This window comes from Agromyces aurantiacus (assembly GCF_016907355.1).
Taxonomy (GTDB): domain Bacteria; phylum Actinomycetota; class Actinomycetes; order Actinomycetales; family Microbacteriaceae; genus Agromyces; species Agromyces aurantiacus.
Genome location: NZ_JAFBBW010000001.1, coordinates 2,731,945 through 2,751,314 on the forward strand (window position 1 = coordinate 2,731,945; position 19,370 = coordinate 2,751,314).

General features: G+C 71.8%; 19 protein-coding genes and 1 tRNA gene. 8 read left to right on the plus strand and 12 right to left on the minus strand.

The window, feature by feature from the left end; genetic code table 11:
• The first annotated feature begins 31 nt into the window (after positions 1-31).
• From JOD46_RS12915 to JOD46_RS12925, 3 genes are all read left to right on the plus strand, one after another.
• Positions 32-676, plus strand: coding sequence for an MBL fold metallo-hydrolase (locus JOD46_RS12915; protein ID WP_204394940.1), 645 nt, complete (start codon positions 32-34; stop codon positions 674-676).
• 7 nt (positions 677-683) lie between these two features.
• A complete protein-coding gene (locus JOD46_RS12920; protein ID WP_204394941.1) occupies positions 684-1,280 on the plus strand; it encodes a YdeI/OmpD-associated family protein in 597 nt (198 codons plus the stop codon).
• 290 nt (positions 1,281-1,570) lie between these two features.
• Positions 1,571-3,211, plus strand: coding sequence for a hypothetical protein (locus tag JOD46_RS12925; protein ID WP_204394942.1), 1,641 nt, complete (start codon positions 1,571-1,573; stop codon positions 3,209-3,211).
• Positions 3,212-3,262: 51 nt separating this feature from the next.
• Here the strand turns inward: JOD46_RS12925 and JOD46_RS12930 are convergent, their stop codons facing one another.
• The 7 genes from JOD46_RS12930 to JOD46_RS12960 all read right to left on the minus strand — a co-directional run bounded on the left by JOD46_RS12930 (position 3,263) and on the right by JOD46_RS12960 (position 11,385).
• Entirely contained in the window at positions 3,263-5,593 is a 2,331-nt protein-coding gene (locus JOD46_RS12930) for a transglycosylase domain-containing protein (protein ID WP_204394943.1), read from the minus strand.
• A gap of 513 nt (positions 5,594-6,106) precedes the next feature.
• Positions 6,107-6,883: a hypothetical protein gene (locus JOD46_RS12935; RefSeq protein WP_204394944.1), complete on the minus strand. Its 777-nt coding sequence runs from the start codon at positions 6,881-6,883 to the stop codon at positions 6,107-6,109.
• Positions 6,884-6,896: 13 nt separating this feature from the next.
• A complete protein-coding gene (locus JOD46_RS12940; RefSeq protein ID WP_204394945.1) occupies positions 6,897-8,141 on the minus strand; it encodes an MFS transporter in 1,245 nt (414 codons plus the stop codon).
• A gap of 71 nt (positions 8,142-8,212) precedes the next feature.
• The gene (locus tag JOD46_RS12945; RefSeq protein ID WP_204394946.1) at positions 8,213-9,163 is read right to left on the minus strand and encodes an alpha/beta fold hydrolase; all 951 of its coding nucleotides are present in this window, start codon (positions 9,161-9,163) and stop codon (positions 8,213-8,215) included.
• 50 nt (positions 9,164-9,213) lie between these two features.
• A complete protein-coding gene (locus JOD46_RS12950; protein ID WP_204394947.1) occupies positions 9,214-10,698 on the minus strand; it encodes a dihydrolipoyl dehydrogenase family protein in 1,485 nt (494 codons plus the stop codon).
• A gap of 31 nt (positions 10,699-10,729) precedes the next feature.
• Positions 10,730-10,915, minus strand: coding sequence for a hypothetical protein (locus JOD46_RS12955; protein ID WP_204394948.1), 186 nt, complete (start codon positions 10,913-10,915; stop codon positions 10,730-10,732).
• Between the two features lie 29 nt (positions 10,916-10,944).
• Entirely contained in the window at positions 10,945-11,385 is a 441-nt protein-coding gene (locus JOD46_RS12960) for a VOC family protein (RefSeq protein ID WP_204394949.1), read from the minus strand.
• Between the two features lie 74 nt (positions 11,386-11,459).
• Between JOD46_RS12960 and JOD46_RS12965 the strand changes: the two genes are divergently transcribed.
• On the plus strand, positions 11,460-12,125 hold the full coding sequence (locus JOD46_RS12965; RefSeq protein ID WP_204394950.1) for a winged helix-turn-helix transcriptional regulator: 666 nt from the start codon (positions 11,460-11,462) through the stop codon (positions 12,123-12,125).
• Positions 12,126-12,267: 142 nt separating this feature from the next.
• On the opposite strand, the gene JOD46_RS12970 is transcribed toward JOD46_RS12965, so the two are convergent.
• Positions 12,268-12,744 (minus strand): YybH family protein, encoded by a 477-nt coding sequence (locus JOD46_RS12970; protein WP_204394951.1) that lies wholly within the window; start codon positions 12,742-12,744, stop codon positions 12,268-12,270.
• A 17-nt stretch (positions 12,745-12,761) separates the two neighbouring features.
• A complete protein-coding gene (locus tag JOD46_RS12975; protein WP_204394952.1) occupies positions 12,762-13,469 on the minus strand; it encodes an SDR family NAD(P)-dependent oxidoreductase in 708 nt (235 codons plus the stop codon).
• Positions 13,470-13,547: 78 nt separating this feature from the next.
• On the opposite strand from JOD46_RS12975, the gene JOD46_RS12980 reads away from it, so the two are divergent.
• Complete coding sequence (locus tag JOD46_RS12980) at positions 13,548-14,159, plus strand: TetR/AcrR family transcriptional regulator (protein ID WP_204394953.1); 612 nt, start codon at positions 13,548-13,550, stop codon at positions 14,157-14,159.
• Positions 14,160-14,421: 262 nt separating this feature from the next.
• Here the strand turns inward: JOD46_RS12980 and JOD46_RS12985 are convergent.
• From JOD46_RS12985 to JOD46_RS12995, 3 genes are all read right to left on the minus strand, one after another.
• Positions 14,422-14,493 (minus strand) — tRNA-Gln (locus JOD46_RS12985).
• Positions 14,494-14,581: 88 nt separating this feature from the next.
• Positions 14,582-16,096: a glutamate--tRNA ligase gene (gltX, locus tag JOD46_RS12990; RefSeq protein WP_204394954.1), complete on the minus strand. Its 1,515-nt coding sequence runs from the start codon at positions 16,094-16,096 to the stop codon at positions 14,582-14,584.
• Positions 16,089-17,045, minus strand: coding sequence for a LysR family transcriptional regulator (locus tag JOD46_RS12995; protein WP_204394955.1), 957 nt, complete (start codon positions 17,043-17,045; stop codon positions 16,089-16,091). Before JOD46_RS12995 ends, gltX begins: the two co-directional genes overlap by 8 nt.
• Positions 17,046-17,126: 81 nt before the next feature.
• On the opposite strand from JOD46_RS12995, the gene JOD46_RS13000 reads away from it, so the two are divergent.
• The 3 genes from JOD46_RS13000 (at position 17,127) to JOD46_RS13010 (ending at position 19,352) form a co-directional block, all read left to right on the plus strand.
• Positions 17,127-18,191, plus strand: coding sequence for an aminotransferase class V-fold PLP-dependent enzyme (locus tag JOD46_RS13000; RefSeq protein WP_204394956.1), 1,065 nt, complete (start codon positions 17,127-17,129; stop codon positions 18,189-18,191).
• A gap of 106 nt (positions 18,192-18,297) precedes the next feature.
• Positions 18,298-18,654: an SPW repeat domain-containing protein gene (locus JOD46_RS13005; protein WP_204394957.1), complete on the plus strand. Its 357-nt coding sequence runs from the start codon at positions 18,298-18,300 to the stop codon at positions 18,652-18,654.
• A 110-nt stretch (positions 18,655-18,764) separates the two neighbouring features.
• Positions 18,765-19,352, plus strand: a complete 588-nt coding sequence (locus JOD46_RS13010; protein WP_204394958.1) for a TetR/AcrR family transcriptional regulator — start codon at positions 18,765-18,767, stop codon at positions 19,350-19,352.
• Positions 19,353-19,370 lie beyond the last annotated feature (18 nt).

A 19,370-nucleotide genomic window follows, 5' to 3' on the forward strand; every position in this document is an offset into this window, starting at 1 on the left:
GCACATCGCGGACACGGTGTTGGCTCGGCTCATGCGCGTCACGAAGCTCGAGCATGCCGCCCTCGTCGTCGAGCAGTCAGGCAGCCGGCTCTTCATCGATCCAGGCAAGTTCACCACGCCGATCACGGAGGCCTCGGGCGCGGTGGCCGTCGTCGTCACGCACCAGCACGACGACCACTGGACGCCGGAGCAGCTCGCGCGCATCCGCGATCGCAACCCCGATGTGCGCGTGTACGGTCCGGCCGGCATGGCCGATGCCGCCGCCGAAGCGGGCGTCGAGGTCGAGCGCGTCGCGCCGGGCGACGAGATCGAGGTCGGCCCGTTCCGCTTGCGGTTCTTCGGCGGGCGTCACGCCGTGATCCACTCGTCGATCCCGGTGATCGACAACGTGGGCGTGCTCGTGAACGACGCGCTGTACTACGCGGGCGATTCGTTCGCGGTCCCCGAGGGCGTGCAGGTGCAGGCGCTCGCGGCACCGGCCGGGGCGCCGTGGATGAAGATCGCCGAGTCGATGGACTACGTCATGGCGGTGCGGCCCCACCGCGCGTTCCCGACGCACGAGATGGTGCTCTCGCGGGCGGGCAAGGCGCTCTCGAACGCGCGGCTCGCCTGGGCGACCGAGCAGGGCGGCGGCGAGTACCTGCCGCTCGAGCCCGGCGACTCGTTCGACCTGTAGCCGCCCGATGGGGCTCGACGACGCGCCGCTGATCCAGCCGGCGACCGCGGCGGAATGGCGCGACTGGCTCGAACGCCACCACGACACGGCGACGGGCGTCTGGGTCGTCACGTGGCGCTCGCCGGGCCCGGGCCGGGAGCCGCTCCCATACGAGGACCAGGTCCTCGAGGCGCTCGCGTTCGGGTGGATCGACGCGACCACCCGCCGGCTCGACGACGACCGCCGGGCGCAGTACTTCGCGCCGCGCAAGCCGGGCGGCACCTGGGCGCGCAGCAACAAGGACCGCATCGAGCGCCTGCGTGCCGAGGGCCGGATGGCTCCGGCCGGCGAGGAGGCGGTCCGCCGGGCGATCGCCGACGGGAGCTGGTCGATGCTCGACGCGATCGACCGGATGGACGTGCCCGACGACCTCGCCGCCGCCTTCGCGCGCCATCCCGGATCGCGCGAGCTCTGGGAGGCCTTCCCACCGTCCGCGCGCCGCGGGGCGCTCTGGTGGATCCACCAGGCGAAGCGACCGGCGACGCGCGAGCGACGCGTCGAGGAGACCGCGCGCCTCGCGGCCGAGAACGTGCGCGTCGGATCGGAGCCCCGCCGGGAGGCGTGATCCGCCCGCGCGGAGGCCGACCTCCGCTGTCGATGAGCGACAAGGCCGCTCGCATCGCCGAAGCGCGCCTTGGCGGTTTCCGCCGAAGTTCTCCGGCATCCGTTGACGACTCCACAGTCGCTCTGCCAGATTCGTGCCACTTCCGGGCGCGACGGGGCGCCGCGGGGGTCGGATGTCGCGACCGCCGGTCCCGTCGGTGCCCGAGTGTCGGCGCTGCCCTGCACCATCGCGCCGTCGTCCTGCACCCCCGACCCGGGCTCCTTCGGCGTGCCCGCAACACAGGAGACTCAATGACGAGCATCGACCCCGCGCCGCATCGGCACGGCCTCGGAGTGCGAATCGCCGCCATCGCGGTGACCATCGGCCTCATCGCCCTCGCGGCCTTCTTCCTGCTCACGACCAACACGATCTCGGCGGGTGCCAAGAGCCTGTCCGACGGCGCCGGCCTCGCCGACGCCGGCTCGACCGAGCTCGCCGAGGGCGCGGAGACGCTCGCGTCGGGCGCGGGCGACCTGAGCCGCGGCGCATCCGACGCCGCCGAGGGCGCGGAGAAGGTCGCCGACGGCGCCGCGAGCGCCGCAGCGGGCGCCGCGCGCGTCGAAGCGGGCGCGGCCAAGGCCGCCTCCGGCGCGCGCGACCTCTCGGACGGCGCGGCGCGCAGCGCGAGCGGCGCGAGCGACGTGTCGGCGGGCGCCCAGCGCGCCGCCGACGGCTCGAGTGCGCTCTCCGACGGCATCAGCCGGGCCAACGCGGGGGCCGGCGCCCTCGCCGACGGCGCGGGCCGGACCTCGGCGGGTGCTGGCACACTCGCGGGCGGCGCAACGGAGGCGAGCACCGCGGCCGGGACGCTCGCGGTCGGCGCGGCCGATCTCGACGAGGGCGTCGCCGCACTCTCCGCGGGTGCGGGCGAACTCGCCCCGGGCGCCGCGACGCTCGCGGCCGGACTGGCGCAGGCCGACGAAGGCGCCCAGAAGCTCGCGGCGGGTTCGACACCGCTCGCCGAGGGCGCCGCATCGGTGCGCGACGGCGCGGCGGGCGTGGCGGACGGCACCGCGAAGCTCTCCTCCGGCTTGTCCGCCCTCCATGAGGCGCTCGTGTCGGCAGGAGTGGACCCGGCGCTGGTCGCCCAGGCCGCAGCACTGCGCGACTCGGCGAGCGGACTCAGCGATGCAGCCGGCAAGGTCGCCGACGGGTCGCAGGTCGTCGCGGCGGGCGCGGAGTCGACGCGCGCCGGGCTCGCCCTGGTCGCTCCCGGCGTGCACGCGGCACACCTGGGCTCGGCGATCCTGCGGGACGGTACCGCGAACCTCTCCGCCGGCGCGGCGACGGCGGCCGCGGGCTCGGCGAAGGTCGCCGCGGGTGCGGCGAAGCTCGCCGCCGGAGTCGATCGCGTCGCAGCCGGCGCGTCCGACCTCGCCGCCGCATCGGCCCGGGTCAGCGACGGCGCGGCCGCCCTCCGCGGCGGCACGTCGACGCTCGACGTGAAGGTCGACGAGCTGGTCGCCGGCACGGCGAAACTCGCCAGCGGATCGGCCGAGCTCGCCGCTGGTGCGCAGCGGCTGTCGAGCGGCGCGAGCGAGCTCGTGAGCGGCACCGGCCGGCTCTCATCGGGCGCGAAGGGGCTCTCCGACGGCCTGGACGAGCTCTCGTCGGGGTCGGCCGAGCTCGCGGCGGGCACGACGACGCTGGCCGACGGCAGCATCGTGCTGCAGTCGGGGGCGAGCGACCTGTCGGACGGCGCCGCCGCGCTCCGCGACGGCAACGGACGGCTCGCGGCCGGCAGCGCCGAACTCGCCGCAGGGACGCAGGGCGTCTCGCCCGGGGCGCTCCTGCCGTGGATGCTCGTGTTCGGCGCGCTCGTGCTCGCGGCCCTGGCCGCGTGGGCCGTGCACCGCGTCCGGCACAGTCGTGCGACGGTCGCGACCGTCTGACCGACGAGCACCGAAGGCGCCTCGCACCCGCGTGCGAGGCGCCTTCACGCGTCATCCGCCGGGACGGTTGCCGTTCCCGTTCCCGTTCCCGTTGTTCCCCGGCCCGGTGCCGCCGCTCGGCGGCGGTTCGGCGGGCGTGCCGTCGGTCGGGGTCGGCGTGGGCGTCGGGTTGCCCTGACCGGGCACGATCGACCCGTCGGGAGACGAGCCCGGCCCGGTCACGGGCCCCATGCCGGCCTGGCTGAAGGGATCGCCGCCGTACTTGGCCGCCGCGACCGACATGACCTCGGGCCACATCCGGTGCCGGGCGGTCGCGGCCTGCCCCGTCGCGAAGTCGATGCCGCGCTGGTTGGCCTCGCCGTTGACGCTGACGACCGCGACGGCCGTGGCGACCTTCGAGCTCGCGCCGACCATCCAGGTGTCCTTGGCGCCGTCGGTCGTTCCGGTCTTGCCGATCAGGGGCACGCTCGGCACGACGTTCTGGTTCGACTGCCTGCCAGTGCCGCCGGTCATCACGGCCCCCATCGCGGTGTGCATGGCGGCGGCCACCTCGGGCAGGACCGACTGCGTGCAGGTCGACTTCGGCGGCGGGATCTCCTCGCCGTCGCGACCGACGATCCGGTCGATCGCGATCGGAGTGCAGGTCGTGCCGTTGTTGGCGATGCCCGCGAAGGCGACCGCCATCGACAGCGGCGCCACCTCGTTCGTCCCGATCACCGAGGAGGGGCCCTCCGCGAGCGGGTCGCCGTCGGCCCGATGCACGCCGAACGCCTCGGCGCGCTTGCGGATGTTGCAGAGGTCGAGCCGCTTCGCCATGCCGATGAACCCGGTGTTGATCGAGTTGATGGTCGACTCCATCGCGCTGTAGTTCCCGCCGGACTCTCCCGCGTCGTTCTTCGGGTTCCAGTCGCCTGCGAACTGCGGACCGAGGCAGCTGTCCTGGAAGACGCCCCAGTTGCTCTTGGGCCGCGAGTCCACGCGCTCCGCCAGGCCATGCCCCGAGCTCAGCCACTCGGCGAGCGTGAAGACCTTGTACGACGATCCGGGCTGGAAGCCACGCGACCCGCCGTAGGCGTAGTCGGTGTTGTAGTTGATGCTCGTGAACTGCGGGCCCTGCGCCAGCACGTCGGGGTCCTGGCTGTAGGTGCGGTTCTGGGCCATCGCGAGCACCCGGCCGGTGCCGACCTCGACGCTCGAGATGACGCCGCCGACGTCCCAGCCCGGGAACGTGGCCGGCACGTGACGCGCCATCGCCTGCTCGGCCGCAACCTGCAGGTCGAGGTCGAGCGTCGTGTACACGTCGTAGCCGCCGCGCCGGAAGTTCAGGAGCCGCGTCTCCTCGTCCTCGCCGAAGGTCGGGTCGTTCTGGAGGACATGCTTGACGTAGTCGCAGAAGTACGCGCTCCCGGCCGCCGTCTGGCATCCGGTGCTCGGCTCGGTGATCTTCGGCTCGACCGGCGTGGCGACCGCGGCGTCGTATTCCTCGCGCGTGATCTTCCGCTCCTCGAGCATGCTCTTGAGGATGTAGTCGCGGCGGCTGGTGTTGTCGGCGTAGCCGTTCGCCGTCCCGTTCGTCTCATCGTCGGGCTGGTCGATCCGGAACTTGCCGGGGTTGTTGACGATCGCCATGAGGGATGCCGCCTGCGGCAGCGTGAGGTTCTTCGCCGACGTGCCGTAGTAGTAGTTCGCGGCCGCCTCGATGCCGTACACCGTGCCGCCGAAGCCGGCGATGTTGAGGTACCCGAGCAGGATCTCGCTCTTGGTGTAGCGCTTCTCGATCCCGATGGCGAGCCGCATCTCCTTCAGCTTGCGATCGATGGTGGTCTCGGTGACGGCGTCGTAGCAGCCGTCGCGCTCCTCCTCGGTCGTGGCATCCCGCTCGCATTCCTGCACACGCACGTTCTTGACGTACTGCTGCGCGATCGAGGAGCCGCCCTGGGTCTCGCGCCCGGTCGCCGTCGTCGCGGCCGCGCGCAGCGTGCCCTGGAGGTCGACGCCGCTGTGCTCGTAGAACCGCGGGTCCTCGCCGGCGATCGCGGCATCCTTCACGTACTGGTTGATCTGGTCCCAGCCGACCTCGACGCGGTTCTGGTCGTAGAAGGAGGCCAGGAGCGCGACGGACCCGTCGGACCGGGTCGCGTAGATGTTGCTCTTCTCCGAGAGCTCGCCGATGTCGAGGTAGCTCGGCAGGTTCTCGAACATCGAGATGGTGCTGGAGGTCGCGACGCCGACAGCCGCGATCGCGGGCGTGATCGCGACCGTCACGAGCGTCGCGGCGGCCGCGCTCGCGGCCACGAGGCCGACGAGTCCGCCCACCACGCCCGCGGGCGTCCGAGTCTCCTGGAAGTCGCGGTTGCGCATATTGCGGAACTGCGGCTGCATCGACCACCTCCGTCTGCTGCGACCCGTGGTCTCCCCCGAACGGGGGCCTGCATCCACGCCTCACTCCATGGAACCGCAGCGGGCGGCCGATGTCCAGCCGGTGGCGTCGGCGCGTCGGCGAGCATCCCCGTTTCGGCCGACGACCCCCGTTGGAGGTCTGTTCGCGCCGGTCGAAGCGACGTAGAGTGCCTGTCGCCGCACGATCGAGGAGGCACGATGATGCCGACACCACCCGCACCCGCCGACCACGACGAGGCGGACTGGCACGGCTTCGACGACGAGATGGCGGCGCTGGAGGGTATTCGCGGCGTCTGATCGGCGCACCGGATGCGCGTGAGCAGGCCGAGCAGGGTGTGGAGATCATCGTCCTCGAGATCGTCGAGGCGAGTCCAGGAGAGGCTCTGGACGCGACATCGGATCAGGTCTGGGCGTTCGTCGACTGCGCCGGCCTCCGAGCCCGGTGGGAGCGCGAACCGAGGCGACGACTCGACTGCGCGAGCATGCCCCGACCGCTCAGCGCGGAATGACCGTCACGAGGTCGAGGGACACGAGAACCGGACCCTCTCCGGTCAGGCCGGTGACGGCATCACGAGGCACCACCCGGCGGCGTGTTGGCAGGACCAGCCCGTCGAACTCGCGGTGGCGCTCGGTGTAGTGCGCGGTCGGGGCACCGCCGAACACGTCGGCCGCGTAGTCATGCCGGCGCTGCAACCCGTCGTCGTCGAAGTAGAACACCTGCGTGGCGTTATGGGTCGCGATGGAATCGGGGAAGGTCACCTCGACGCGCCGCCAGGTCTCCGGGAGCCCGATGGTGTGCGCGCTCACCTCGGTCCACGGCTCGAGCTCGACCACGCGCACGTCGGGACGTCGGAACAGGTGCGGCACGTTGAGGTAGTTCCAGAGCGCGTAGCCGGCGAAGTACGTCGCGTCCGCGAGGTCCCACGGTGGGCCGCCGCGCGAGATCACGACGGACCGGGGGTCGGCTCGGCGCTCGATCAGCGCGCCGTTCGCCTCCCGCAGCACCACCTCGGAGGGCGTGTACTCGGCGCTGACGTCCGGCGAGCCGAAGGCGCGGTACTGGACTCGCTGCTCTCTCGTCGAGACCGAGGCGTCGATGTGGCCCGTCAGACCGGGCTGGCCGAACTGCGCCCAGAGCCCGCCGCCGAGCTCGAAGCCGACGTCGATGCGGGTCAGCTCCGCCCAGCGACGTGCGCCGCCTGCGGCGTCGGTGATCTCGTCGAGCAATTCCGTTCCGCCGAGCAGGGGTGCTCCGGGGATCGAGGTGGTCATGGTCTCGTTCCTTTCATCGGTGGCGACGGGACCGACGCAGGGCGACGACGGCGGTGACGAGGGCGAGGACGGCGATCGGAGCCCCGATCACCTGGAAGGCGACCTGGACGCCGAACACGCCGACCAGGACGCCGGCGAGGACGGCGGGAATCGACAGGGCGAGGTAGGCAACGAGGTAGAACGCGGCCATGATCGCTGCGCGTTCGGCTGCGGGGATCGCGCCGGTCAGGAGGCGCAGGCCGCCGAGGAATCCCGTACCGAAGCCCAGGCCCGAGACCGCCGCCCCGATCAGGAACACCGCGCCCGATCCGGTGGCGGCCGAATAGGAGATGAGGGCGACGCCGATGGCCAGTGCGGCCGATCCCGCTGCGGCGGCCTGACGGGGCGGGAGTCGGCGGAAGACGAGCTGCGAGATCGTCGCGGTGCTCGCCAGGGCCACGATGCAGGCGCTGGACAGGATCACGTCGGCGGTGTCGAAGAGTTCGGCACCGAGCGCGGGCCCGAGGCTGAACAGCAGGCCCCCCAGGGACCAGGACGCCGTCACGGCGAGCGCCGCGACCGTGAACGGGCCGCGAGCTGCGATGGGAACGCTCGGGCGCCGGATCCGCCACCGGAGCCCGCCGCGCCGTGCGACGGTCTCCGGCATCGCCATGACGCCGACGGCGGCCACCGCGAGGAAGGCGAGCTGAGCGAGATAGGGCAGCACTCGGGGGGCCCAGTCGTACTGGACCAGGAGCGACGCCACGAGCACACCGAGGGCGATGCCGACGCTGCTGGCGACGCCGTTCGCGAGGCCGGCGGCGGCCGCATCCCGGCGCGGATGAAGGTCGAGCAGTGCCGCTCCGGCGGTGCTGAGCGCGAGCCCCGTCGCGATCCCCTGCACGGCCCGAGCGACGACCAGCCAGACGACCCCCGGGGCGAGAGCGGAGAGGATGGTGGCGGCGATGAGGCCGGCCACCGCGACGAGCAGCACGGGTCGTCGCCCGACCTCGTCGGATGCGGTCCCGGCGATCAGCAGCGCGAGCAGGACGCCGATGGCGTACGTCGCGTAGACGAGCGTGAGCGTCAGCGGCGACAGGTCCCAGGCCGCCTGATAGGTCGGATAGATCGGTGACGGCGTCACCGAGGCGAACAGGCCCAGGCCGACGATGCCGGCGGTCAGGACGAACGACGGCTTCCGGCTCAGCGTCGGCCGACGATGTTCGGTGCCGCGACTCGTGCGGCCGGAGGGTGCGGGAGTGAGCAGTGTGGTGTCCACGTGAGTTCTTCCGGTTCGGGCCCGCCGCACGCCGGCCGAACGGCGCGGCGGGCGGCGGGCATCTGGGCCGTTCAGCGGACGGCGGACGCCGCGAACTCGGGAACGAGGAATTCGCGGAGCGCGTCGAGCATCTGCTCCGGCGCCTCCTCGGCCACCCAGTGACCCGCACCCTCGACGACGAGACCGGTCACGTCCTCGGCGAGGCCGTGCATGTTCTCCTCGACGTGGGGGCCGTAGCTGCGCTCGCCGCCGATCGCGAGGACCGGCACCGTGAGCTTGCGCTGGGCGCGCTCGGCGTTCTGCGCGAGCGTCTCGTCGAAGGCCCGGTAGAAGCCGAGGCTTCCGGTGAGCGACACCGGGTCGGAGACCAGGCCGATGTAGTAGTCGATGGTCTCCTGCGTCACGCCGCCGCCCTGGATGGCGAACTCGTAGCCGAAGTAGACGTCCTCCCGGCCGGCGATGAGCTGCTCGGGGAGCCCGGCCGCGCGGTTGAACGGGATGTGCCAGAGCTTCTCGTTGAGCGGTCGGGGAAGGAACAGGGGCGGCGCCGGGGTCGCACCGGGGGGCGCGGGGATCTCGGCGAGCGCGACGCGCGTCACCCGGTCGGCGTGGTCGGCGGCGAGGGCGTAGCCCACGGCGAAGCCCGTGTCATGTCCCACGACCGCGAAGCGCTCGTGGCCGAGCGCGTCCATCAGGCCGATCAGGTCGCGTGCGACCGTGCCGGTGTCGTATCCCGATTCCGGCTTGTCGGAGAGGCCCGCCCCGCGCTGGTCGACCGCGATGACGGTGAAGTCCTTCGCGAGCTCGGGCATCAGCAGGCGCCAGGCGTACCAGGTCTCCGGCCATCCGTGGATGAGCAGCAGGGCCGGGCCCCGGCCGCCGATCACGGCATGGAGCCGGACGTCGCCGGTGTCGATGATCCGGCTCGTGTAGGTGTCGGCGAATCCGGCGGGGAGGTCGGGGGCGCCGGTGACGGCTCCCGGTCCTTCGGGGACGACGGAGCCGGTGAATGCGGTGTTCATGTTCGTTTCCTGTTCTTCGGTGGTTCCTCGGTGATGCGGATGTCGGTGGATCAGGCGGCGATCGGGTGCAGGTCCGATCCCCTCTCGATCCAGTCGGGTCGCGCGGCGCTGTCCCGCCCGTACGTCTCGAGCAGCCGCAGCCAGATCTCGCTGACCGTCGGATATGCGGGGACCGCGTGCCAGAGGCGGTCGAGCGGCACCTCGCCGACGATCGCGGTGGTGGCGGCGTGGAGCAGTTCGGCCACGTCGGGGCCCACGAAGGTGGCGCCGATGATCACGGAGCGGTCCTCATCGACGACCATGCGGGCCTGCCCGCGGTAGTCGTCGGCGTGCAGGCTCGCGCCCGCGACCCAGCCGAGCTCGTAGTCCACTGCGCGAGCCCGGTACCCGGCGGCCTCGGCCGCGGCGAGCGTCAGGCCCACGGATGCCACTTCGGGATCGGTGAAGGCGACCTGGGGTACCGCTGCGTGGTCGGCGGTCGCGACATGGGCTCCCCACGCGGCATCCGACACGGTGGTGCCGTTGGCCCGCGCGGCGATCACGTCGCCGGTCGCGCGGGCCTGGTACTTGCCCTGGTGGGTGAGCAGCGCGCGGCCGTTGACGTCGCCGACGGCGTACAGCCAGTCGAAGCCGGGGACCCGGAGGGTGTCGTCGGTGTCGATCCACACGCCCGGGGTCAGCCCGACGGTTTCGAGGCCGATGTCGGTCGACCGAGGCGTGCGGCCGGTGGCGACGAGCACGCGCTCGGCGCCGACGGCGTCGCCGGTCACCGTCTCGACGGTCACCCCGTGTTCGCCGTGCAGGACCCGCGCCGTGTCGGTGTGCAGCAGCAGCTCGACGCCCTGTGAGCGGAGCGAGTCGGCGACCCGCTCGCGGGCGAACGGCTCTGCGCCGGACAGGAGGTCGCCGCGTGCGATGACCGTGACCTGCGTGCCGAACGCCGCGAAGGCGGTCGCCATCTCGGCCGCGACCACGCCGCCGCCGATGATGGCCAGGCTCCCCGGCACTTCGCGGACGCTGGTCGCGTCCCTGCTGGTCCACGGCTTCGCCTCGCGCAGGCCATCGATATCCGGGATGGCGGCGTCGGATCCGGTCGCGATCGCGACGGCGTGCCGCGCGGTGAGGACGAGGGTCGAGCCGTCGGCGGTGCGCACGGTGACCTCGCGGATGCCGCTCAGGCGGCCGTGCCCTCGGATGAGGTCGATACCGGCCCCACGGGCCCAGGCGACCTGGCCGTCATCGGACCAGTTCGACGTGAACCGGTCGCGGCGTGCGAGCACCGCCGCGACGTCGAGGTCGCCGGTGACGGCCTCGGCGGCGCCCGCCACGTTGCGCGCCGCGCGGAGCGCGGCCGGAGAGCGGAGCAGCGCCTTCGAGGGCATGCACGCCCAGTACGAGCATTCGCCGCCGAGCAGCTCGTGTTCGACGATGACGGCGGTGAGACCGCCCCGGACGGCCCGGTCGGCGATGTTCTCGCCGACCGCACCGCCGCCGAGGACGACGAGGTCGTATTCCTCGATGAGTGTGGTGTCCATGCTGATCACTGCTCCTCGTTTCGTGTCGGCGTCAGACTTGGCCGTCGACGATGCGGTAGCCCTGGGCTGCGAGCGCCACGGTCATGTGTGCCGCGTACCACTGGGGCCACCCGTCGTCGTAGGCGCCGTCGAGTTCTTCCGCTTCGTAGACGCCGTGCGCCGCGGCCGCTCCGGTGAGCAGGGCGAGGATGGCGTCGTAGGTGATGTCGTCGTTCATGGCTCCGTCTGCCTTCCGTTCCGTTCCGATCAGCGACCGGGGAGACGCTTCTTGATCTCCTGGAGGATCCAGAGGTTCCCGTCGGGGTCCGCGAAGGTGGCGTAGGAGCCGTAGTCGGCCCGCTCGGGGTGCGGGCCGGCGATGCGGCGCTCCGTACCCGGGTGGATGAAGGCCTCGGCCTCGTGGAAGACCTCGGAGATCTCGATCCCACGGGCCGCGATCTCGGCTCGCGTCTCCTCGATGTCCCAGACGGCGAGCAGCAGGCCATCGTTCGATCCCGCGGGCGAGGTGGTGACACCCGTGCCGAAGATGATCGACGCAGTCGACCCCGGCGGAGTCAGCTGCACGACCCGGTAGGAATCGTCGACGATGAGATCGGCGTCGAGCCGGAAATCCAGGCGACGGTAGAAGTCGAGGGTCCGATCGACGTCGGCGACGGGGAGGAGGGCGACTTCGAGCTTGAGTTCCATGGGATTCACTCCTGTTCTAGGACTAGTTCATCCTGATACAGGACTCAACTGTGCGAAGGCGGTACTCTATTCCCATGAGTTCGAGGAAGTTCGCTGATGCGTGCGGGATCGCAAGGTCACTGGATGTCATCGGCGAGCGATGGGCGCTCCTGGTGGTGCGCGAACTCGTGTTCGGCCCGAAGCGCTTCACCGACCTGCGCAACGGCCTGAACGGCATCAGCCAGAACGTGCTCAGCCAGCGGCTGCGCGACCTCGAGGCGGCCGACGTGGTCCGGCGGACGACGCTCGGGCCGCCCGCGAGCACGAAGGCGTACGAGCTGACTCCCGCAGGGCAGGCCCTCGAGCCGGTGCTCATCGCCATGTCGCGGTGGGGCGCTCGCACGCCGGTCGAGCCCGGCACGCGGATGAGCGACGACGCGTTCGCGCTGGCGCTGAAGGCGCTGTTCGTCGCATCGGCCGACGCCGCCTTCACCGGACGCGTGCGGCTGAGGCTCGGCCATGACGCGTTCGACGCCGAGGTCGGCTCGAGCGAGATCGCCGTGGCCCGAGCAAGCGGTCCCGATCCCGACCTCGTCCTGATCGGAGACGAGTCGAGCCTGCGGTCGGTGATGTTCCACGATGAGACCCTGGCGGCCGCCAGGGCGAGGGGAACGATCGAGGTCCACGGCGATGCGGACCGTGCCGCGCAGTTCCTGGCGCGCTTCGGACTGCCGACGGACGATCCGGTGGCGCAGCGCTGAATCCCCATCACCGCGTCGATCGACGCGCCCATCGGCACGACGACATGGCGGGCAAGCGCCTTCGGGGGGCGATCGACGTGCAGACCGCCGTGATCGAGGGACTGTCGGTCGCGACCGGCAGCCCCTCGGCGATCGCCGGCGCTCAGGCGTCGTGATCCGCAGGGGTGACGGGCCCGGCGGGTCGCTCGATCTTCGAGACGTGGTAGTGGCTGATGAGCCAGGCACCGGCCGTCAGTTGCAGCAACGCGGTGAGGTGAACCGGAATCACTGCGGCATCCGGTGGGCTGAAATCGACACGGGCGTACACGAGGACCGCTCCGGCGGCGATCCGACGTCGTTCATCGACGTGGAAGGCCGCGCTGAGACCGATCGGCTGCTTGGCGTAGTACGCGGCGATGCCGGCGCGGCCGACGACGTGGACGGGGTCGAAACCCTGGAAGACGGCGTCCTCCGTGAAGACGGACGCCACGTGCTCAGGCTCATGTGCCCGGATGCCGTCCGCCCACGCCTGGAGCGTGGCGGTGGTGAGCCGGTCCTGTTCGACGGCGTCGATCGTTTCGATTGTGGACATGTGCTGCTGTTCCTTTCCCGGGGTGGGGGCGGCGGCGGTGCTCGTCACCGCCCCCGCCTCGGTGGTCAGTGACCGGCGCTCTGTCCGCCGTCGACGTGGAGGAACTCTCCGGTGACGAAGTGCGCCTGCTCGAGGTAGAGCACGCCGTGGACGACCTCGTCGATCGTGCCCATCCGTCCGACCGGGTGCAGCCCGGCGTACGTGGGGTGTGCGTCGACGGAGTGCAGGGGCGTCTTGATGATTCCCGGGGAGACGGCGTTGAACCGGATGCCGCGGCCCGCATACTCGATGGCGAGCGACTTGACGACCGCCGACGTGCCGCCCTTCGTGAGGGAGGCGAGAGCGGACGGGACACTGGAGATGGCGTTCTCCACGAGGGTGGTCGTCACGTTCACGACGTGGCCTGAGCCCTGCGCCGACATCTGTGCGACGGCCCTCTGAGTGACATGGAAGAAGCCGCCGAGGTTGGTGCGGAGCGCCTCGGCGTAGTCGTCCTGCGTGTACTCGAGGAAGGGCTTGGCGATGAAGATGCCGGCGTTGTTGACGAGCGTGTCGACGCGGCCGAACGAGTCGACCGCCGTGCTGATGACGGTCTCGGCGACGGCCGGATCGGAGATGTCCCCCGCGACCGTGATGAGACCGTCCTCGTCGGATGCCGCGATGCTGCGCGAGTTCGCGACGACCGCATAGCCGAGGCGCCGGTAGGCCTCCACCAGTCCCCGGCCGATGCCCTGCGAGCCTCCCGTGATGACGGCGACCTTACGTGTTTCCATGGTTTCCATTCCTAACTAGATGGTCGGTCAACTATCGACGTGGACAGTTATAGCCGACCGGTCGTATAATTGCAAACCATGGGACGCAGATCAGATGCCGGCGACCGGATTCTCGCGGCGGGTACCAAGCTGTTCGGTCAGCGCGCGTACGCCGCGATCGGGGTGGCCGAGATCGCCGCAGAAGCCGAAGTTCCGAAGGGCAGCTTCTACTACTTCTTCCCGTCGAAGCAGGCCCTGGCGATGGCGGTCGTGAACCGCCACTGGGAGCACCAGCGGGCCGAATGGCTGCGGATCCTGACCGCGCCGGACTCGCTCGCCGATCGCCTTCGTGCGCTGTTCGTCTCGACGGCAGAGGTGCAGCGGCAGGCCGTCAACGGCACAGGCGCCGTCGTGGGGTGCCTCTTCGGGAATCTCGCCCTCGAGGTCAGCGCCCAGGACGACCCCCTGCGGATTCGGCTCCAGGAGATCTTCGAGGAACAGATCGACATCGTGGAGGATGCGATTCGAGGGGCCATCGAAGCCGAGGAAGTGACCGTCGCGACTCCGCGTGAGAGCGCGAAGTCGATCGTCGCGCAGATCGAGGGCATGGTGTTGTTCGCGAAGCTCTTCAATGACCCGGGGCAACTCGACCGGCTCTGGCAGGACAGCATGCGACTCCTCGGTGTCGACGAGGAGGCTGCCGCCGCCTGATCGCGGGGGGAACGGTGCCGGCCGCCTGCCGCGCTACTGGAACATCCCCTCTTGTGGCGTCTCGGCGAGGCGTGTCAGCGCCTCTTCAGCACGTGCTGCGTGCCCGCGGCGTGCAGCGGCCACCTGGAGCCGTCCCCCCGATGACACCGCCAACGCGCGCCCGTCCGGCGAGTTCGACGCCGGGGACGGCTTCGACCTCGGCGTCTGAAGCAAGAGGGAGACGCAAACGAAGAAGGGCCGCGGATTCCGCGGCCCGTCACAGCTGGGGTACCTGGACTCGAACCAAGAACAACTGAACCAGAATCAGCCGTGTTGCCAATTACACCATACCCCAATGGCCCCGAACCGAAGTTCCCGGGCCGACATGTAACTCTAGCCTACGGGCCCGACCCTCGCCAAAACGGCGCGGCCGCCCGGGCGCGTCAGCCGAGGAGGGCCGCGAGCCGGTCGACGCGGTCGAGCGTGTCGACGCGGCCGAGGATCTGCATCGACTCGAAGAGCGGCGGCGAGACCCGTCGCCCGGAGACGGCGACTCGGAGCGGCCCGAAGGCCACGCGCGGCTTCAGCCCGAGCCCGTCGACGATCGCGTCGCGCAGGGCTTCCTCGATCTCGGCGTGCGACCACGCCTCCCCCGGGATCCGCTCGAGCGCCTCGCGCGCGGCCGTGAGCACCGCCGGCGCGTCGGCGGGCAGCGACCCGACGGCGGCCTCCTCGTACTCGAGCCCCGCGGCATCCGTGAACAGGAAGCCGAGCATCGTCGGCGCCTCGCCGAGCAGCCCGATGCGCTCCTGGACGAGCGGTGCGGCCTCGGCGAGCACCGCCTCCTGGGCGGGCGTGATCGGGGTGTCGACGACGCCCGCGGACTGCAGGTAGGGCACGGTCCGCTGCGCGAAGTCGGCGACGTCGAGCCGGCGGAGGTGGTCGCCGTTGATCGCCTCGGCCTTCTTCAGGTCGAAGCGGGCGGGGTTGGGGTTCACGTTCGCGACGTCGAACGCCTCGACGAGCTCGTCGCGGCTGAACACGTCGCGGTCGGCCGAGAAGCCCCAGCCGAGCAGTGCGAGGTAGTTGACGAGGCCCTCGGGGATGAACCCGCGGTCGCGGTGGTGGAAGAGATTCGACTCGGGGTCGCGCTTGGAGAGCTTCTTGTTGCCCTCGCCCATGACGTAGGGCAGGTGGCCGAAGCGCGGCACGAAGGTGGTGAGCCCGATGTCGATGAGGGCGTGGTAGAGGGCGATCTGCCGCGGCGTCGAGCTGAGCAGGTCCTCGCCGCGCAGCACGTCGGTGATGCCCATGAGCGCGTCGTCGACGGGGTTGACGAGCGTGTAGAGGGGCGCTCCGTTGGGGCGGACGACCACGAAGTCGGTGGTCGAGCCGGCCGGGAAGTCGATGCGGCCGCGCACGAGATCGTCGAAGCCGAGGTCGACGTCGGGCACGCGCAGTCGCAGCGCCGGCACGCGGCCCTCGGCGCGGAAGGCCGCGCGCTGCTCCTCGGTGAGGTCGCGGTCGAAGTTGTCGTAACCGAACTGCTTCGGGCGACCCGCGGCCTCGTTGCGCGCGTCGATCTCCTCGGCCGTCGAGTAGCTCTCGTAGACGTGGCCCGATGCCTTCAGTCGCTCGATGACGGTCGTGTAGATCTCGCCGCGCAGCGACTGGCGGTACGGCGCGTGCGGGCCGCCGACGTCGATGCCCTCGTCCCAGTCGAGCCCGAGCCAGGTGAGCGCGTCGATGATCTGCTCGTAGCTCTCCTCGCTGTCGCGAGCCGCGTCGGTGTCCTCGATGCGGAAGACGAAGGTGCCACCGGTGTGCCGCGCGTACGCCCAGTTGAAGAGGGCGGTGCGCACGAGGCCGACGTGCGGCGTGCCGGTCGGCGACGGGCAGAAGCGCACGCGGATGTCGCGGCCGGTGGCGGTGGTCGTGGGGTGGATCGTGTCAGGCATCGCTGTCAATGTTAAGGCCCGTGGCCGGGTCGCCTCGACGGCCGACGAGGCGGGCGAGCAGGTCGGCGGCCACCGCCACGGCGGGCACCCCCGTGCCGCCCTTCGCCGTCACGAGGTGCAGCGTGCGGCGGTCGTCGTTCGCGGTGGCCCGCACGGCCACGCCCGGGCGCACTCCCGCCGACTGCACCGCGAGCGCGGGGAGCACCGCGACGCCGAGCCCGCTCGCGACGAGCTCCTCGACCGCGACGAAGTTGTCGGTCTCGACCGCGATCCGCGGCGCGAAGCCGGCCACGTCGCAGAGTTCGAGCAGGTGGCCGCGGCAGCGGGGGCAGCCGGCGATCCAGCGCTCGTCGGCGAGGTCGGCGAGGTCGACCGCGTCGTTCCGGGCGAGCGGATGGTGCGCCGGGATCACGACGTGCATCGGATCGCTGCCGATGGTGGTCACCTCGAGTCCGCGCGCGCTCTCGCGGTGCGGGTCGCTGCGGTCGCCCGGGTACGAGAACGTGAGCGCGACATCCGCGCGGTCCTCGCGCACCGCGGCGACGGCCTCGGGCGGCTCGGCCTCGACGAAGCTGACCTGCACGCCGGGGTGGCGGGCGGCCATCTCGGCCATGAACGCGGGCACGATCGTGGGCGACGCCGACGGGAACGCCATGAGGCGGACCCGACCGGAGCGGAGTCCGCGAAGCGCGGCCAGCTCGCCCGTCGCGGCCTCGAGGGCCGTGGCGACGGCCGCGCCGTGCCGTGCCAGAAGCCGGCCTGCGGCGGTCAGCCGGATGCCCCGCCCGGTGCGTTCGACGAGCGCCATGCCGGCGCGCGCCTCGGCGCGTCGTACCTGCTGGCTGAGCGCGGGCTGGCTGAACCCGAGGGCCGCGGCGGCCGAGGTGATCGTGCCGTGGTCGGCGATGGCGCGCAGCACGAGCAGGCTCGCGGCGTCGAGGTCGGTCATGACAGCAGGATAAGCGGTGCTTATGCATCGGATGCATCACTGGGCCTGTACGAATCGGATGGACGGGCGCAGGCTGTCGGCATGCCTCGCACCGACTCCTCCGGCCTCGACGTCCGATCCGCCGCACACCCGCGCTTCACCGCCGGCCGCGGCTACCTCGCCGCGTGCACGCTCGGCCTGCCGGCGACCGCGACGATCGAGGCGGTCGAGCGCGACCTCGAGCGCTGGCGCACCGGGCGGGCCTCGGCGGCGGACTACACCGCGGTGGTCGAGCGCGCACGCGCGCACGCCGCCGCGCTGCTCGGCACGACGGCCGACCGCGTCGCCGTCGGCTCGCAGGTCTCGCCGTTCGTCGCGCTCGCCGCCGCGTCGGCGCCACGCGGCGCCGAGGTCGTGTGCGTCGACGGCGATTTCAGCTCGGTCGTCGCGCCGTTCCTCGCGCGCGGCGACCTGCGGGTCCGGCACGCACCGCTCGACGCGCTCGCGGACGCGATCGGCCCGAGCACCTGGCTCGTGGCGTTCTCGCTCGTGCAGTCCGCGACGGGCGAGGTCGCGGACGCGGCATCCGTCATCGCCGCCGCCCGGGACGCCGGCGCCCTCGTGCTCGTCGACACCACGCAGGCCACCGGATGGATGCCGACCGACGACCTCGACGCCGACCTCGTCGTATGCCACGCGTACAAGTGGCTGTCGGCACCGCGCGGCGCCGCGTTCCTGGCCGTGAGCGATCGGGCGATCGCCGAGATCATGCCGCTGACGGCCGGATGGTACTCCGGCGAGGATCCGTGGGTCTCCTGCTACGGACCCGGGTTGCACCTGGCCGCCGGTGCGCGCCGGTTCGACGTCTCCCCCGCGTGGCACGCGTGGGCGGGCGCCGAGGCCGCGCTCGATGTGGCGGCGAGCCTCGACATGCCGTCCGTCCGGACGCACGACCTCGCCCTCGCCGACGCCTTCCGCGAGCGGATCGGGCTGCCGGCGGCCGCGAGCGCGATCGTCTCCTGGCCCGACCCCGAAGGGTGCGACCTCGCCGCGCTCACGGCCGCGGGCATCACCGCGTCGGGCCGGGCGGGCCGCGCCCGCGTCGCGTTCCACCTCTGGAACGATCCTGAGGACGTCGACCGTGCCGCGCGGGCGCTCGGGCGCTGACGAAGCCGTTCGTCCCGCCCATTCTTGACCGGGCGGTCAGTCGGTCGTAGCGTCGGATCGACCCCCGATCGGGAGCCACCACCTGTTCGAAGGAGGGGTGATTCGGATGAGTCGATGGACACGCTGGGAGGACTGGGTCGCCGTCGCGGTCGGCCTCGTCGTCGCACTCTCGGGCATCTTCCTCGAGCGCGAAGGCGCATCTCTGGTCTGGATGCTCGTGCTCGGCGTCCTGCTGGTCGCCTCGGGGCTCGTGAACCTCGCCATGCCCGGCCTGGTCGCGACCGAGTACGTGCAACTCGGCCTCGGCGTGCTGCTGTTCATCGCCCCGTGGATCGGCGGCTACGCCTACGAGCTGGGGCCCACCGCTTGGATCTCGTGGATCGGCGGCGCGGTCGCGGCGATCGTCGCGGCGCTCGCCATCCGGCCGGCGATGCAGATGCACGACCGCACCGTCCCGCATTGATCGACGGACGACCGAGGCGGGGGCGACGGTACCGGCCGGCGCCCCCGCCCGCCGCGACCTGACGCGGTTCCCATCAGACGACGACCCCCGGAACGACCCCTGAGCCGACGATGACGCACACCCCCCACCCCACTCGCACGCGGATCCTCGACGCGGCCGAGCGGCTCTTCGCCGAGCGCGGCTACGACGCGACCCCGACCTCCGCGATCGCACACGCCGCCGAGGTGCCGAAGGGCCTCCTCTTCTACCACTTCCCCGCCAAGACCGACCTCCTGCGCGCGCTCATCGGCGAACGGCTCGACCTCGACCCGATCGACACGACCTCGCTCGTCGCACTCGGCGACCCGGCGCGCGCCCTGCTGAACGTGACGCGCCGGCTGCACGAACTCCAGGAGGCCACCGACGTGCGGCGCGTCATCGTCTGGCGCGAGCAGCGAACCCATCCCGAGGTCCGGACGCGATTGCGGGAGTACCGCACCCAGCTCGAGGGCGTCGTCGAACGCGTGCTCGGGGCGAGCCTCGTCCATCCGATCGCCGCCCGGCGGCTGCGCGCGGCGGCCTCGGCGTGGGTCGCGATCATCAGCATGCCGGCGCCCGACGACGACGCCGGATCCGAGGTGCCGGATGTCGCGGAGCGCTCCCGGCTCCCCGAGCTCGCCGAGCTCATCTCGGCCGGCTTGCGCGAACCGGCCGCCTGACGACCGCCGCGCTGGCGG

Excerpts from the sequence above, each read along its gene's own strand:
- JOD46_RS12915 (WP_204394940.1), top strand. The coding sequence starts at position 32 with ATGCGCGTCACGAAGCTCGAGCATGCCGCCCTCGTCGTCGAGCAGTCA.
- JOD46_RS12920 (WP_204394941.1), top strand. The coding sequence starts at position 684 with ATGGGGCTCGACGACGCGCCGCTGATCCAGCCGGCGACCGCGGCGGAA.
- JOD46_RS12925 (WP_204394942.1), top strand. The coding sequence starts at position 1,571 with ATGACGAGCATCGACCCCGCGCCGCATCGGCACGGCCTCGGAGTGCGA.
- JOD46_RS12930 (WP_204394943.1), bottom strand. The coding sequence starts at position 5,593 with ATGCAGCCGCAGTTCCGCAATATGCGCAACCGCGACTTCCAGGAGACT.
- JOD46_RS12935 (WP_204394944.1), bottom strand. The coding sequence starts at position 6,883 with ATGACCACCTCGATCCCCGGAGCACCCCTGCTCGGCGGAACGGAATTG.
- JOD46_RS12945 (WP_204394946.1), bottom strand. The coding sequence starts at position 9,163 with ATGAACACCGCATTCACCGGCTCCGTCGTCCCCGAAGGACCGGGAGCC.
- JOD46_RS12950 (WP_204394947.1), bottom strand. The coding sequence starts at position 10,698 with ATGGACACCACACTCATCGAGGAATACGACCTCGTCGTCCTCGGCGGC.
- JOD46_RS12955 (WP_204394948.1), bottom strand. The coding sequence starts at position 10,915 with ATGAACGACGACATCACCTACGACGCCATCCTCGCCCTGCTCACCGGA.
- JOD46_RS12960 (WP_204394949.1), bottom strand. The coding sequence starts at position 11,385 with ATGGAACTCAAGCTCGAAGTCGCCCTCCTCCCCGTCGCCGACGTCGAT.
- JOD46_RS12965 (WP_204394950.1), top strand. The coding sequence starts at position 11,460 with ATGAGTTCGAGGAAGTTCGCTGATGCGTGCGGGATCGCAAGGTCACTG.
- JOD46_RS12975 (WP_204394952.1), bottom strand. The coding sequence starts at position 13,469 with ATGGAAACACGTAAGGTCGCCGTCATCACGGGAGGCTCGCAGGGCATC.
- JOD46_RS12980 (WP_204394953.1), top strand. The coding sequence starts at position 13,548 with ATGGGACGCAGATCAGATGCCGGCGACCGGATTCTCGCGGCGGGTACC.
- gltX (WP_204394954.1), bottom strand. The coding sequence starts at position 16,096 with ATGCCTGACACGATCCACCCCACGACCACCGCCACCGGCCGCGACATC.
- JOD46_RS12995 (WP_204394955.1), bottom strand. The coding sequence starts at position 17,045 with ATGACCGACCTCGACGCCGCGAGCCTGCTCGTGCTGCGCGCCATCGCC.
- JOD46_RS13000 (WP_204394956.1), top strand. The coding sequence starts at position 17,127 with ATGCCTCGCACCGACTCCTCCGGCCTCGACGTCCGATCCGCCGCACAC.
- JOD46_RS13005 (WP_204394957.1), top strand. The coding sequence starts at position 18,298 with ATGAGTCGATGGACACGCTGGGAGGACTGGGTCGCCGTCGCGGTCGGC.
- JOD46_RS13010 (WP_204394958.1), top strand. The coding sequence starts at position 18,765 with ATGACGCACACCCCCCACCCCACTCGCACGCGGATCCTCGACGCGGCC.